This window comes from Mycobacterium sp. E3247 (assembly GCF_001667785.1).
Lineage (GTDB): Bacteria > Actinomycetota > Actinomycetes > Mycobacteriales > Mycobacteriaceae > Mycobacterium.
In genome coordinates, this window is record NZ_LZJG01000339.1 from 27,700 (window position 1) to 40,446 (window position 12,747).

General features: G+C 71.7%; 15 protein-coding genes. 1 reads left to right on the forward strand and 14 read right to left on the reverse strand.

The genetic code is table 11. From position 1 onward, the window contains the following. Nucleotides 1–18: 18 nt before the first annotated feature. The 5 genes from A9X04_RS18825 to A9X04_RS18845 all read right to left on the reverse strand — a co-directional run bounded on the left by A9X04_RS18825 (nt 19) and on the right by A9X04_RS18845 (nt 2,983). Nucleotides 19–408 (reverse strand): antitermination protein NusB, encoded by a 390-nt coding sequence (locus tag A9X04_RS18825; RefSeq protein WP_067923687.1) that lies wholly within the window; start codon nt 406–408, stop codon nt 19–21. Then, on the reverse strand, nt 405–899 hold the full coding sequence (nusB, locus tag A9X04_RS18830; RefSeq protein WP_067923689.1) for a transcription antitermination factor NusB: 495 nt from the start codon (nt 897–899) through the stop codon (nt 405–407). Before nusB ends, A9X04_RS18825 begins: the two co-directional genes overlap by 4 nt. Next, nucleotides 896–1,459, reverse strand: coding sequence for an elongation factor P (gene efp / locus A9X04_RS18835; protein WP_007171952.1), 564 nt, complete (start codon nt 1,457–1,459; stop codon nt 896–898). Before efp ends, nusB begins: the two co-directional genes overlap by 4 nt. A gap of 134 nt (nt 1,460–1,593) precedes the next feature. After that, complete coding sequence (locus A9X04_RS18840) at nt 1,594–1,815, reverse strand: hypothetical protein (RefSeq protein WP_231980576.1); 222 nt, start codon at nt 1,813–1,815, stop codon at nt 1,594–1,596. Nucleotides 1,816–1,864: 49 nt separating this feature from the next. Continuing rightward, complete coding sequence (locus A9X04_RS18845) at nt 1,865–2,983, reverse strand: Xaa-Pro peptidase family protein (protein WP_067923692.1); 1,119 nt, start codon at nt 2,981–2,983, stop codon at nt 1,865–1,867. Between the two features lie 33 nt (nt 2,984–3,016). Between A9X04_RS18845 and A9X04_RS18850 the strand changes: the two genes are divergently transcribed. Further along, on the forward strand, nt 3,017–3,733 hold the full coding sequence (locus A9X04_RS18850; protein WP_067923695.1) for a B-4DMT family transporter: 717 nt from the start codon (nt 3,017–3,019) through the stop codon (nt 3,731–3,733). A 9-nt stretch (nt 3,734–3,742) separates the two neighbouring features. Here A9X04_RS18850 and aroQ read toward each other — a convergent pair whose 3' ends face one another. The 9 genes from aroQ to alaS form a co-directional block, all read right to left on the reverse strand. Beyond that, nucleotides 3,743–4,171, reverse strand: a complete 429-nt coding sequence (aroQ, locus tag A9X04_RS18855; RefSeq protein ID WP_102419861.1) for a type II 3-dehydroquinate dehydratase — start codon at nt 4,169–4,171, stop codon at nt 3,743–3,745. A 14-nt stretch (nt 4,172–4,185) separates the two neighbouring features. Further along, complete coding sequence (aroB, locus tag A9X04_RS18860) at nt 4,186–5,262, reverse strand: 3-dehydroquinate synthase (protein ID WP_067923701.1); 1,077 nt, start codon at nt 5,260–5,262, stop codon at nt 4,186–4,188. Continuing rightward, nucleotides 5,259–5,795 (reverse strand): shikimate kinase, encoded by a 537-nt coding sequence (locus tag A9X04_RS18865; RefSeq protein ID WP_067923704.1) that lies wholly within the window; start codon nt 5,793–5,795, stop codon nt 5,259–5,261. Before A9X04_RS18865 ends, aroB begins: the two co-directional genes overlap by 4 nt. Continuing rightward, nucleotides 5,795–7,009 (reverse strand): chorismate synthase, encoded by a 1,215-nt coding sequence (gene aroC, locus A9X04_RS18870; protein WP_067923707.1) that lies wholly within the window; start codon nt 7,007–7,009, stop codon nt 5,795–5,797. Before aroC ends, A9X04_RS18865 begins: the two co-directional genes overlap by 1 nt. A 55-nt stretch (nt 7,010–7,064) precedes the next feature. Continuing rightward, nucleotides 7,065–7,499 carry an A24 family peptidase gene (locus A9X04_RS18875; RefSeq protein WP_067923710.1) on the reverse strand — a complete coding sequence of 145 codons (435 nt, stop codon included), beginning with the start codon at nt 7,497–7,499 and terminating at the stop codon, nt 7,065–7,067. An 11-nt stretch (nt 7,500–7,510) separates the two neighbouring features. Continuing rightward, on the reverse strand, nt 7,511–8,368 hold the full coding sequence (locus tag A9X04_RS18880; RefSeq protein ID WP_067923713.1) for a shikimate dehydrogenase: 858 nt from the start codon (nt 8,366–8,368) through the stop codon (nt 7,511–7,513). Then, complete coding sequence (gene mltG, locus A9X04_RS18885; RefSeq protein WP_067923716.1) at nt 8,346–9,587, reverse strand: endolytic transglycosylase MltG; 1,242 nt, start codon at nt 9,585–9,587, stop codon at nt 8,346–8,348. Before mltG ends, A9X04_RS18880 begins: the two co-directional genes overlap by 23 nt. Next, nucleotides 9,580–10,089, reverse strand: a complete 510-nt coding sequence (ruvX, locus tag A9X04_RS18890) for a Holliday junction resolvase RuvX (protein WP_067923719.1) — start codon at nt 10,087–10,089, stop codon at nt 9,580–9,582. Before ruvX ends, mltG begins: the two co-directional genes overlap by 8 nt. Continuing rightward, nucleotides 10,090–12,747, reverse strand: a 2,658-nt coding sequence (alaS, locus tag A9X04_RS18895) for an alanine--tRNA ligase (protein ID WP_067923734.1), incomplete at its 5' end; no start/stop codon positions are given.

Here is a 12,747-nt window from a genome sequence, read left to right on the forward strand (position 1 = left end):
CGTTTCGCGTGAGCCCGGTCAGCCCTCCAGCTCGTCGTCGGCGTCCACGACGCGCCGATTCGCCCGGGTGCCGTCGACCCAGCGCAGGACCGGAAGGTCCCAGCGCCGGGCCGGCAACTCGGTGACGTCGGTCAGGGACCTGACCACCGACTGCGTCAGGCCCATGATCGCGGCCATCACCGGCAACAGCGGCTGCAGCGGCCTGGCGGCCGAGCGGACGGTGCTGATGCGGCGCGCCACGATCAGGCGTTCGACGCAGTGATACAGCCAGGCGCCCACGCCGAGCGCGTAGATGGACAGCGCCGACGCCACGATGGTCCATCCGAAGGCGGCGCAGACGACGGCGCCCAGCACGACCGTCGCGGCCAACAACCCCGCGACGACGACGCGCAGCTCCAGCCGGGTCACCCGTCGGGGCCCTCGTCCTCCGGCCCGGCGGCGGCGGACCGGACCGCCGCGGCGGCGGCCCGGATCTGCGGCGTCACCAGCATGACCTGGCCCAGCACGCCGTTGACGAAGCCCGGCGAGTCGTCGGTGGACAGCTCCTTGGCCAGCTGCACGGCCTCGTCGACGGCGACCGGCTCCGGGACGTCGTCGGCGTAGAGCAGCTCCCACACGGCGACCCGCAGGATCGCGCGGTCGACGGCCGGCAGCCGGTCCAGCGTCCAGCCCTGCAGGTGCGAGCTGATCAGATCGTCGATGTGGGCGGCGTGCTCGCCGACCCCGCGGGCGGCCGCGACCGTGTAGGGCTGCAGCGGCGCCACGTCGGGGTTGGCGTCGGCCAGCGCGGCCCGCATGTCGACCACCTCGGCCGCACCCAGCCCGCGGGCCTCGGCCTCGAACAGCAGGTCGACGGCGCGCTTGCGGGCGTGGTGGCGTCCCCTGACGGGCCTGCTCACGCGTTGACGCGCCCCAGGTAGCTGCCGTCGCGCGTGTCCACCTTCAGCTTGTCGCCGGTGTTGATGAACAGCGGCACCTGGATCTCGGCCCCGGTCTCCACGGTGGCGGGTTTGGTGCCAGCGCTGGACCGGTCACCCTGCAGGCCCGGCTCGGTGTGGGTGACCTCCATCTCGACCGACACCGGCAGCTCGATGTAGAGCGGCGCCCCGTTGTGGAACGCCACCTGCACCGGCAGGCCCTCCAGCAGGAACCGGGCGGCGTCGCCGACCAGCGACTCCGGCAGCGGGTGCTGCTCGTAGTCCTGGCTGTCCATGAACACGAAGTCCGAGCCGTCGCGGTAGAGGTAGGTGGTGTCGCGCCGGTCGACGGTGGCGGTCTCCACCTTCACGCCGGCGTTGTAGGTCTTGTCGACGACCTTGCCCGACAGCACGTTTTTCAGCTTGGTGCGCACGAAGGCCGGGCCCTTGCCGGGTTTGACGTGCTGGAACTCGACGATCTGCCACAGCTGGCCGTCGATCACCAGCACCAGTCCGTTCTTGAAATCGGCGGTGCTTGCCACGGTTCGGTGTCTCTCCTAGGGAATGGACAGTCGTTCTCCGACTGTCTGCAATGTGTCCGTCAGTCTAAATCGCGTCGCGGCAACGACCCGCGCGTCGGGTGGCCCGGGGGCCGGCGGGAAGCCCGCCGCACGCGCTAGGGGCCGGCCTCTTCCGGCTTGGTGGCCGACGGGGGCATCCGCTTGATCATCGTCAAGAAGGGAACGCTCAGGCCTCTACCGCCGGTGAACGGCACGGGGACGGTGAAATACACGATGTCGATCTCGAGCCGCATCTCCCGCAAGGGCTGCGCGTGGATGTCCCACCGGAAGTCCCGCAGGCGCGCCAAACCACGTTCGATTGGCTCCACCCCACTCACGCCCCCCGACTCTACCCCGGGGCGCCGATCCGCCAAATGCCCCGGTTGGCTAGCCGAGAACGGCCAGCTCCTTGGGAAACCTGGTCAGCAGTTCCGGTGCGCGATCGCCGGTCGCCGCCGCCTCGTCGGGCACGACCAGGGTGTCCTCGATGCGCACGCCGCCGCGGCCGGGGAGGTAGACGCCCGGCTCGACGGTGACCACCGAACCCGCCAGCAGGGTGCCCGTGGAGGTGGCCCCGATCCCCGGCGCCTCGTGGATCTGCAACCCCACCCCGTGCCCCAGCCCGTGACCGAACTGCTCGCCGTACCCCGCGTCGACGATCATCCGCCGCGCCGCGCCGTCGACGTCGCGCAGGCTCGCGCCCGGCCGCAGCGCCTCCCGGCCCGCCCGCTGTGCGTCGGCGACCAGCTGGTAGATCTCCAGTTGCCAATCGGCGGCCTTGCCGAGCACGAACGTGCGCGTCATGTCGGAGTGATAGCCGGCCACCAGCGCGCCGAAGTCGATCTTGACGAAGTCGCCCGCCGCCAGCGGCGCGTCGGTGGGGCGATGGTGCGGGATCGCCGAGTTCGCGCCGGCCGCCACGATGGTCTCGAACGAGATCGCATCGGCGCCGTGGTCGAGCATCAGGGACTCCAGCTCCCGGCTCACCTCGCGCTCGGTCCGCCCGGGCCGCAGGCCGCCGCGCTGCACCAACTCCGCGAGCGCGGCATCGGCCGCCTCGCAGGCCAGCCGCAGCAGCGCCACCTCACCGTCGTCCTTGACCTCACGCAGCGCCTCGACGGTTCCCGCAGCCCGCACCAGCTCCGTGTCCGCCTTGCGCTCGCCGAGCTCGCCGGTCAGGGCGTCGAACGCGTCGACGGTGACCACATTGCTCTCGAACCCCAGCCTCCCCACGCCGCCCTCGGCGGCCCGGCCGACCAGATGCCGCCCGAGGGCCCGCTCGATGGCGATCTCGAGCCCCGGCGCCTGTTCGGCGGCCTGGGTGCGATACCGGCCGTCGGTGGCCAGCACCGGGTCGCGATCGTCGGCGAACACCAGCAACGCGCCGTTGGATCCGGTGAAACCGGACAGGTAGCGCACGTTGTGCAGGTCGCTGACCAGCATGGCGTCCAGTCCGACGGCCACGATTTGCGCTTTCAGGTTGTCCCGACGCTGAGAATGTGTCACGACCCTTGACGGTACTCGCTACGCTGATTGCCCATGACTAACTGGATGCTGCGCGGATTGGTGTACGCCGCGGCGATGGTCGTCGTTCGCTTGTTCCAGGGGGCGTTGATCAACGCGTGGCAGACGCAGGCCGGGCTCTTTAGCGTGGTGCTGCTGCTTCTGTTCATAATCGGCGTGGCCGTGTGGGGGGTTTTCGACGGCCGGGCCGACGCCGTCGCCAACCCGGACCCGGACCGGCGCCGCGATCTGGCGATGACCTGGCTGCTGGCCGGCCTGGTGGCCGGCGTGCTGTCCGGCGCCGTCTCTTGGCTCATCGCGCTCGTGTACAAGGGTCTCTACACCGGCGGCCTGATCAACGAGGTGACCACGTTCGCGGCGTTCACCGCGCTGTGCGTGTTCCTGCCCGGGATCATCGGCGTCACCGTCGGCCGCTGGCGGGTGGACCGGCAGTACGAGAAGGAGCCGGAGAAGCGCCACGGCCTTGGCGTCAAGCAGGGGCGAGACGGCGACACCGACGTGTTCTCGGCGGTCCGCGGCGATGACGCGCCGACCGGGGAGATCCCGGCGGCCGCAGCGCAGCACGAGGAGCGGACCGCGGCGGTCGCGACGGCCGAGCGGGATGCCCCCACGGAAGCTGTCGAGCGTGACGCCCCCACCGAGACGATCGCCAAGACCGAGGACGATCCCAAGACCGAGGTGATCCGCAAGGTCGGCGACGAGCCCGCCAAGCCGGACCCGGACAAGGGTTAGGGCACGGCTTTAGCGCTTGGCGGTGTCCGCCAGGTAGCGCAGGGCGAGCAGGTAGCCCTGGATCCCCAGCCCGACGATGACCCCGGTCGCGACCGGGCTGAGGTACGAGTGGCGCCGAAACTCCTCGCGGGCATGCACATTGGAGATATGCACCTCGATCAGCGGCGCGCGCAGCTCGGCGCAGGCGTCGCGCAGCGCGACGGAGGTGTGGGTGAGGCCACCGGCGTTGAGGATCACGGGTTCGCCCGCGTCGGCCGCGGCATGAATCCAGTCCAGCAGCTGGGCTTCGCTGTCGCTTTGCCGCACAACGGCTTCCAGGCCGAGCGCGGCGGCCTCCCGCTCGATCAGCGCGGCCAGTTCCTCGTGCGTGGTGTCCCCGTACACGTCGGGCTCGCGGCGACCCAGCCGGCCCAGGTTCGGGCCATTGATGACTTGCACGCCGACGTTGGCCCTCACGAAGCTATCCCGTCGTACGCCGCCGCCAGCAGCGCCGGGTCCGGCCCGGCCAGCCGCCCCGGCTTGGCCAGGCCGTCGAGGACCACGAACCTCAGCACACCGGCGCGGGACTTCTTGTCCTGAGCCATGTATTCCAGCAGCTGCGGCAGCGCGTCGGCGTCGTAACCGACCGGCAGCCCGAGCGCCGACAGGACCGTGCGGTGGCGCTGCGCGGTCGCGTCGTCGAGCCGGCCGGCCAGCCGCGCCAGCTCCGCGGCGAACACCAGGCCCACCGACACCGCGGCGCCGTGGCGCCACTCGTAGCGCTCCCTGCGCTCGATCGCGTGCGCCAACGTGTGGCCGTAGTTCAGGATTTCGCGCAGTTCGGACTCCTTCTCGTCGGCGGCGACGACCCGCGCCTTGACGGCGATCGAGCGCCGGATCAGCTCCGGCAGCACGTTGCCCGCGGGGTCCACGGCGGCCCGCGGGTCGGCCTCGATGAGATCGAGGATCACCGGGTCGGCGATGAAACCCGCCTTGACCACCTCGGCCATCCCGGCGACGAGTTCGTTGTGCGGCAACGTTTCCAGGGTCGCCAAGTCGACGAACACCGCGAGCGGCTGGTGGAACGCGCCCACCAGGTTCTTGCCCGCGTCGGTGTTGATGCCCGTCTTGCCGCCGACGGCCGCGTCGACCATGCCGAGCAACGTGGTGGGGACGTGGACGATGTCGACGCCGCGCAGCCAGGTGGCCGCCGCGAAGCCGGCGACGTCGGTGGCGGCGCCGCCGCCGAGGCTGACCACGGCGTCTTTGCGGTCGATCCCGATGCGGCCGAACACCTCCCAGAGGAAGCCGACCACCGGCAGGTCCTTCCCGGCCTCGGCGTCGGGAATCTCGATGCGGTGCGCGTCGACGCCCTTGTCGGCCAGGCGGCTTCGGATCGCTTCGGCGGTGTGTGCCAGCACGGGTTGGTGCACGACGGCCACCCGGTGCCGGTCACAGAGGAGTTCGACCAGCTGGTCGCCCAAGTCGGTGCCGATGACCACCGGGTAGGGCGGGTCGACGGCCACCTGCACCGTGACCGGCGCGGTCACGGCGCGGCCTCCGCGTGGGCGTTCTCCGGTGTCTGCAGCCTCGACACGATGTAGCGCACCACCGCCCCCGGGTTGCGGCGGTTGGTGTCGACGCGGATGGTCGAGACTCGCCGGTACAGCGGGACGCGTTGCGCCATCAGGGTTTTGTACTTCTCGGCGCGGTCGGGCCCGGCCAGCAGCGGGCGCACGGCGCCGCCGCCGGTGCGCCGCACGCCCTCGTTGGCGCTGATCTCCAGGTAGATCACGGTGTGGCCGGCGAGCGCGTCGCAGACCCCGGGGCTGGTAACGGCCCCGCCGCCGAGCGACACCACGCCGTCGTGGTCGGCCAGCGCGGCACGCACCGCGTCCTCCTCGATGCGGCGGAACTCCCGCTCGCCGTCGGTGGCGAAGATGTCGGCGATGGTGCGGCCGGCCCGCTGCTCGATCGCGGCGTCGGTGTCGAGGAACTCGACGCCGAGCGCCTTTGCCAGCCGCCGGCCGATGGTGGACTTGCCCGAGCCCGGCAGCCCGACGAGTACGGCCCTGGGGGCCATCACGCGGTACCCCGCGCGGCCGGCGACTCCCGGTCGGCCACCGCGCGCTGATACGCCTCGATGTTGCGTCGGGTCTCGGTGAGCGAGTCGCCGCCGAACTTCTCCAGCGCCGCCCGGGCCAGCACCAACGCCACCATGGCCTCGACCACGACGCCGGCCGCCGGCACCGCGCAGACGTCGGACCGCTGGTGGATGGCGACGGCCTCGCCGCCGGTCGCCATGTCGACGGTGGCCAGCGCCCGCGGCACGGTGGAGATGGGTTTCATCGCGGCGCGCACCCGCAGCGGCTGGCCGTTGGTCATGCCGCCCTCGAGGCCGCCGGCGCGGTTGGTCGAGCGGACGACACCGTCGGGCCCGGGATACATCTCGTCGTGGGCGCGGCTGCCGCGGCGGCGCGCCGTCTCGAAGCCGTCGCCGATCTCCACGCCCTTGATGGCCTGGATGCCCATGACCGCGGCCGCGAGCTGGCTGTCCAGCCGGTTGTCGCCGCTGGTGAACGAGCCCAGCCCGACCGGCAGGCCGACGGCCACCACCTCGACCACGCCGCCGAGGGTGTCGCCGTCCTTCTTGGCCGCCTCGATCTCGGCGATCATCGCCTCCTCGGCGGTCTTGTCGAAGGCGCGCACCGGGCTGTCGTCGATCGCGGGCAGGTCTTCCGGGCGCGGGGGCGGGCCGTCGTAGGGCGCCGAGGGGCCGATCGCGATGACGTGGGAAAGCACGTCGACGCCGAGCGCCTGGCGCAGGAACGAGCGGGCGACCGTGCCGGCCGCGACGCGGGCGGCGGTCTCGCGGGCGCTGGCCCGCTCCAGCACCGGCCGGGCGTCGTCGAAGCCGAACTTGAGCATGCCCGCGTAATCGGCGTGGCCGGGCCGCGGCCGGGTGAGCGGTTCGTTGCGGGCCGAGTTCTGCAGGTCGGCGGCTCGCTCCGGGCCGACCGGGTCGGGCGCCATCACGGTCTCCCACTTGGGCCACTCGGTATTGCCGATCTCGATGGCGATGGGGCCGCCCAGCGTGATGCCGTGGCGCACCCCGGACAGCACGGTGACCGCGTCGCGTTCGAACTTCATCCGCGCGCCGCGGCCGTAACCGAGCCGGCGGCGGGCCAGTTGGTCGGCGATCTCGGTCGAGTTGACCTGCACGCCGGCGACCATGCCTTCCAGCAATGCCACCAACGCACGGCCATGTGACTCCCCGGCGGTGATCCAGCGCAACACCCGACCATCTTCCCATGTGCGCCCGGGCGGGCTTAAATCCGCGCGTCGCCGGGGCTCAGACGAGGATCAGCCCGATCGCGACGGCGGTGGCCACGCACATCGACGGGCCGTGCGGCACCGCCGCGGCGCCCGCCCGGCCGGCGAGCCGGCCCGCCACGGCCCACGCCATGGTCAGCAGCGGCGCGGCCAGCGCCGCCAGGAACCACACCGCGGCGCCGAAGCAGCCGGCCAGCGCGCCCAGGCCGATCGCCAGCTTGACGTCCCCGGCCCCCAGTCCCGCCGGCGCCACCAGGTGCACCGGCAGATAGACCGCGGTCAGCGCGGCCGCCCCGGCCAGCGCCGGCCAGCCGTGCCCGGCCACGGCGGCCACCAGCAGGATCACCCCGGCCCCGGGCAGCGTCAGCAGATTCGGTAACCGGCGCTCGCGGACGTCGTAACCGCTCAACACCGCAAGCCAGGCCAGAACCGCGAGCGCCGCCGTCATCCGCATGTCGCGGGACGCTAGCCGAGGGACGCGGCCATGGCCTCGCGCGGCGCCGGGAGCCCTGTGAACAACTCGACCTGGGTGAACGCCTGGTGCAGCAGCATCTGCAGCCCGCTGATGACGCGGCCGCCGGCGGCGGCCACCGCGGCGGCCAGCGGCGTCGGCCACGGGTCGTAGACGGCGTCGAGCAGCACCGGGATCGGCGCGAAGGTGTCCGCGTACCGCGCCGCGACGTCCGCGGGGATGGTGCTGACCAGCACCTCCGCGCCGGCCACCGCCGCGGATAGGCCGGCATCGTCGATGTTCACGAACCGCGTCGCGACCCCGGCGCCCGTGCCGAGGTCCACCAGCCGGGCCGCCTTGTCGCGGTTGCGCGCGACGACGGTGATGGCGGCGACGCCCAGTTGGGCCAGCCCCAGGACGGCCGCGGGCGCGGTGCCGCCCGATCCGCACACCAGCGCAGGGCCGGCCACCTCCCCTTGTGAGGCCAGCCCTTGTGACCCGAGCGCCCCGCTCACGCCGTCGATGTCGGTGTTGTCGGCCAGCCAGCCCGCCGGCGTGCGGACCAGGGTGTTGGCCGAACCCACCCGCTCGGCCCGTTCGGTGCGCTCGTCGGCGAACCGCAACGCGGCGAACTTGCCCGGCATGGTCACCGACACCCCGACCCACTCGGGGCCGAACCCGCCGACCACCGCGGGCAGCTGCTCGGCGTCGCACTCGATGCGCTCGTAGGTCCAGTCGTGCAGGCCCAGCGCCCGGTAGGCGGCCAGGTGCAATTGCGGGGACTTCGAGTGGGCGATCGGCTTGCCGAGCACCGCCGCCTTGCGGGGTCCAGCGCCCGGACCGGGCGCGCTAACGGGCCGAGTCGAGGACACCGTTGCGCTTAGCCAGCTCGATATTGGCCAGGTGCTGCTGATAATCCTTGGTGAACAGCGTCGTCCCCTGGGCGTCGATGGTGACGAAGTACAACCAGTCACCGGGCTCGGGGTGCTCGGCGGCGTGCAGGGCGTCGACACCGGGCGAACAGATCGCCGTCGCGGGCAGCCCCTGCGACACGTAGGTGTTCCACGGTGTCTTCTGGGCGCGGTCGGCGTCGGTGGTGGCCACCTCGCGGCGGTCCAACGGGTAGTTGACCGTCGAGTCGAATTCCAGCGTGTGGTGGGCGTGTAGCCGGTTGTAGATGACCTGGGCGACCTTCGCGAAGTCCTGGGATTTGGATTCCTGCTCCACCAGCGAGGCCACCACCAGGATGTCGTAGGGCGACAGGCCCATGGTCTGCGCGGTGTCCACCAGCCCGGACTTCATGTACTCGACCGCGCCGGCGCTGATCAGGCCGGACAGGATGGTCTCGGCCGACGCGGAGGGGTCGACGTTGAAGGTTCCCGGTGCGATCAGCCCCTCGATCCGGCGATGGTCCTTGCCGAGCTCGGTGAACGGCTCGACGGCCCACGGCGGCACCGCCAGCGCCGCGGGGGTGCTGTTGGTCGCCGCCGCCCGCAGCTCCTCGACCGCCACGCAGTGCTGGTCGCCGTCCAGGGTCACGCACGTGGCGCGGGAGATCAGTGTCAGGATGCCCGGGGTCACCTTGTTGGTCTTCATGTCGGTGGTGTCGTCGAGCTGGCGGCCCTCGGGGATCACCAGCCGGCCCACCCTGTTGTTCGGGTCGGCCAGCCGCGCGACCGCGTTGGCCGCCGGGATTTCGGTCCGCATCCGGTAATAGCCGGGCTGGATCGAGGAGATCTTGCTGTTGCCGTGCGCGGCGTTGACGAAGGCCCGGACGGTCTTGATCACCTGCTCGTGCTGCAGCGTCTCCCCGACCATCGTGGTCGAGTCACCGTCCTTGATCTGAATCACGATGTCGCGCTTGCCGTCTCCGGTGTAGTCGTCGCCGGCCCCGAACACCGTGTGCCAGAGCTTGGCGCCGACGAAGACTCCCACCAGGACGACGACGGCCACGACCGCGAGCACGATCTTGCCGGCGAACCGCCGGCGGCGGCGTCCCCGTTCGGCCTGGTTCCGGGCGACGCGACTCTTTTTCCGGGACGGACCGACCGCTTCGGGCTCGGCCCGTTGGCGCCGTGCGCTGTCAACCATCGGCGGGCTCCCCCGCAGCCAGGGTGGCGCGACGCTGGTCGAGCCAGCTCTGCAGGATGGCCACCGCGGCCGCCTGGTCGATCACCGCGCGCTGCTCTCTGGCCCGGACGCCGGCCGCGCGCAGCGAACGCTGCGCGCTCACCGTGGTCAGCCGCTCGTCGGCCAGTCGGACGGGCGTGGGGGCGATCCGCTGGCCCAGGGTGTCGGCCAGCTCCATGGCGTCGAGCGCCGAGGGCCCCGTGCGGTCGGCCAGCGTCCGCGGCAACCCGACGACCACCTCGACCGCCCCGAGCTCGGCGGCCAGCTCGGCCAGTCGCCGCACGTGCTTGCCGGACCGGTCGCGCCGCACGGTTTCCACCGGGGTGGCCAGGATGCCGTCGGGGTCGCTGCAGGCGACACCGATGCGCACGCTGCCGACGTCGACGCCCATCCGTCGGCCGCGTCCGGGATCCTGGTCGGGGTCGCCGGGCCGGTCGGGCAGGCGATGCTGTGCGGGGACCACTCAGCCGACCCGCGCTATCTCGGAGCGGAGCGCGTCGAGCGCCGCGTCGATGCGGGTCGGATCCTTCCCGGCGCCCTGCGCCAGGTCCGGCTTGCCGCCACCGCGGCCGTCGACGGTCGCAGCCAGCTGCTTGATCAGGTCGTTGGCGCGGATTCCGAGGTCCTGGGCGGCGGGGTTCGCGGCGACCGCGTACGGCACGCTGCCGCCCTCGCCCTCCGCGATCAGCGCCACCACCGCGGGCTCGCTGCCCAGCTTGCCGCGGATGTCGCCCACCAGGGAGCGCAGGTCGCCCGCCGTCATCCCCGCGGACATCCGTTGCGCCACCACACGGACGTTACCGATACGCTCCGCGCCGGCCGCGGCGTTGGTCGCGGCGGCACGCGCGCCGGCCAGCCGCGCGCGTTCGAGCTCCTTCTCGGCGGCCTTGAGCCGCTCCACCAGGCCGGCCACCCGGGCGGGCACCTCGTCGGACGGCACCTTCAGCGACGACGCCAGCCCGGCCATCAGGGCGCGTTCTTTCGCCAGGTGGCGGAACGAGTCCAGCCCCACGTAAGCCTCCACCCGGCGCACCCCCGAGCCGACCGACGATTCGCCAAGGATGGTGACCGGCCCGATCTGGGCCGAGTTGTGCACGTGGGTCCCACCGCAGAGCTCCAGCGAGAACGGCCCGCCGATCTCCACCACGCGGACCTCGTCCGGGTAGGCCTCGCCGAACATCGCCATCGCGCCCATGGCCTTGGCCTTGTCCAGCCGCTCGAGGAACGTGTGCACCTCGAAGTCGGCCTGCACGGCCTCGTTGGTGACCTCCTCGACCTGGGTGCGCTGCTCGTCGGACAGCGGGCCCTGCCAGTTGAAGTCGAATCGAAGGTAGCCGGGGCGGTTCAGCGACCCGGCCTGGACGGCGTTGGGGCCCAGCACTTGTCGCAGCGCGGCGTGCACCATGTGGGTGCCCGAATGCCCCTGCGTGGCCCCGCGGCGCCATTCCGGGTCGACCGCCGCGACGACGGTGTCGCCCTCGACGAATTCGCCGGATTCGACGTTGACCCGGTGCACCCACAGGGTTTTTGCGATCTTCTGCACGTCGGTGACCGCCGCACGGGCGCTCTCGCCGGCCCCCGTCCCGCTGATGGTGCCCTCGTCGGCGATCTGCCCGCCGGACTCGGCGTAGAGCGGGGTGCGGTCGAGCACGAGCTCGACCTGCCGCGCGCCCGCCCCTTCCGTTTGCGCGCCGTGGGTGACGACCGGCACCCGCTTACCGTCGACGAAGATTCCGAGAATCTTTGCCTCCGACGACAATTCGTCGAAGCCGGTGAATTCGGTGGGCCCGGCGTCGACCAGCTCCCGGTAGGCGCTCAGGTCGGCGTGCGCGTGCTTGCGGGCGGCGGCGTCCGCCTTCGCCCGGCGCCGCTGCTCGGCCATCAGTTCCCGGAAGCCGATCTCGTCGACCTGCAGGCCGGCGTCGGCGGCCATCTCCAGGGTCAACTCGATGGGGAAGCCGTAGGTGTCGTGCAGCGTGAAGGCGTCCGAGCCGGAGATCGCCTTGGTCCCGGCGGCCTTGGTGGTGCCGGCCACCTCGTCGAACAGCTTGGAGCCCGCCGCCAGCGTGCGGTTGAAGGCGGTCTCCTCGGCGACGGCGATGCGCCTGATCCGGCTGAAGTCGGCGACCAGTTCGGGGTACGACGGGCCCATCGCGTCGCGCACGGTGGTCATCAGCTCGCCGACGATGGGTCCCTCGATGTCGAGGAGCTTGGCCGACCGGATCACCCGGCGCAGCAGCCGGCGCAGCACGTAGCCGCGCCCGTCGTTGCCCGGGGTGACGCCGTCGCCGATCAGGATCGCCGCGGTGCGGCTGTGGTCGGCGATCACCCGGTAGCGCACGTCGTCGGAGTGATTGCCCACGTCGTAGGGACGGGCGGCCACCGCGGCCACAGTTTCTATGACCGGCCGCAGCAGGTCGGTCTCGTAGACGTTGTGCACGCCCTGCAGGATGAACGCCACCCGCTCGACGCCCATGCCGGTGTCAATGTTCTTGCGGGGCAACGGCCCCAGGATCTCGAAGTCGGTCTTGCCGGTGCCCTCGCCGCGTTCGTTCTGCATGAACACGAGGTTCCAGATCTCGATATAGCGGTCTTCGTTGGCCACCGGGCCGCCGCCGACCCCGCACTCTTCCCCGCGGTCGTAGTAGATCTCCGAGGACGGGCCGCACGGCCCGGGGATCCCCATGGACCAGTAGTTGTCCTCCATGCCGCGGCGCTGGATCCGCTCGGCCGGCAGGCCGGCGATCTCCTGCCACAGCCGGACGGCCTCGTCGTCGTCGAAATAGACCGTCGTCCAGATTCTTTCGGGGTCCAGCCCGTAGCCGCCCTCGGACACGCCGTTGGTCAGCAGGGTCCACGCCAGCTCGATGGCGCCGCGCTTGAAGTAGTCGCCGAACGAGAAGTTGCCCGCCATCTGGAAGAAGGTGTTGTGCCGGGTGGTGATGCCGACCTCGTCGATGTCGGGCGTGCGGATGCACTTCTGGATGCTGGTGGCCGTCGAGTACGGCGGGGTGCGGGCGCCCAGGAAGTACGGCACGAACTGGACCATGCCGGCGTTGACGAACAGCAGGTTGGGGTCGTCGAGGATCACCGATGCGCTCGGCACCTCGGTGTGGCCCGC

Coding starts and splice junctions, on each gene's coding strand:
- A9X04_RS18875 (WP_067923710.1), bottom strand. CDS start 7,499: ATGCGGATGACGGCGGCGCTCGCGGTTCTGGCCTGGCTTGCGGTGTTG.
- A9X04_RS18850 (WP_067923695.1), top strand. CDS start 3,017: ATGACTAACTGGATGCTGCGCGGATTGGTGTACGCCGCGGCGATGGTC.
- A9X04_RS18865 (WP_067923704.1), bottom strand. CDS start 5,795: ATGGCCCCCAGGGCCGTACTCGTCGGGCTGCCGGGCTCGGGCAAGTCC.
- mltG (WP_067923716.1), bottom strand. CDS start 9,587: ATGGTTGACAGCGCACGGCGCCAACGGGCCGAGCCCGAAGCGGTCGGT.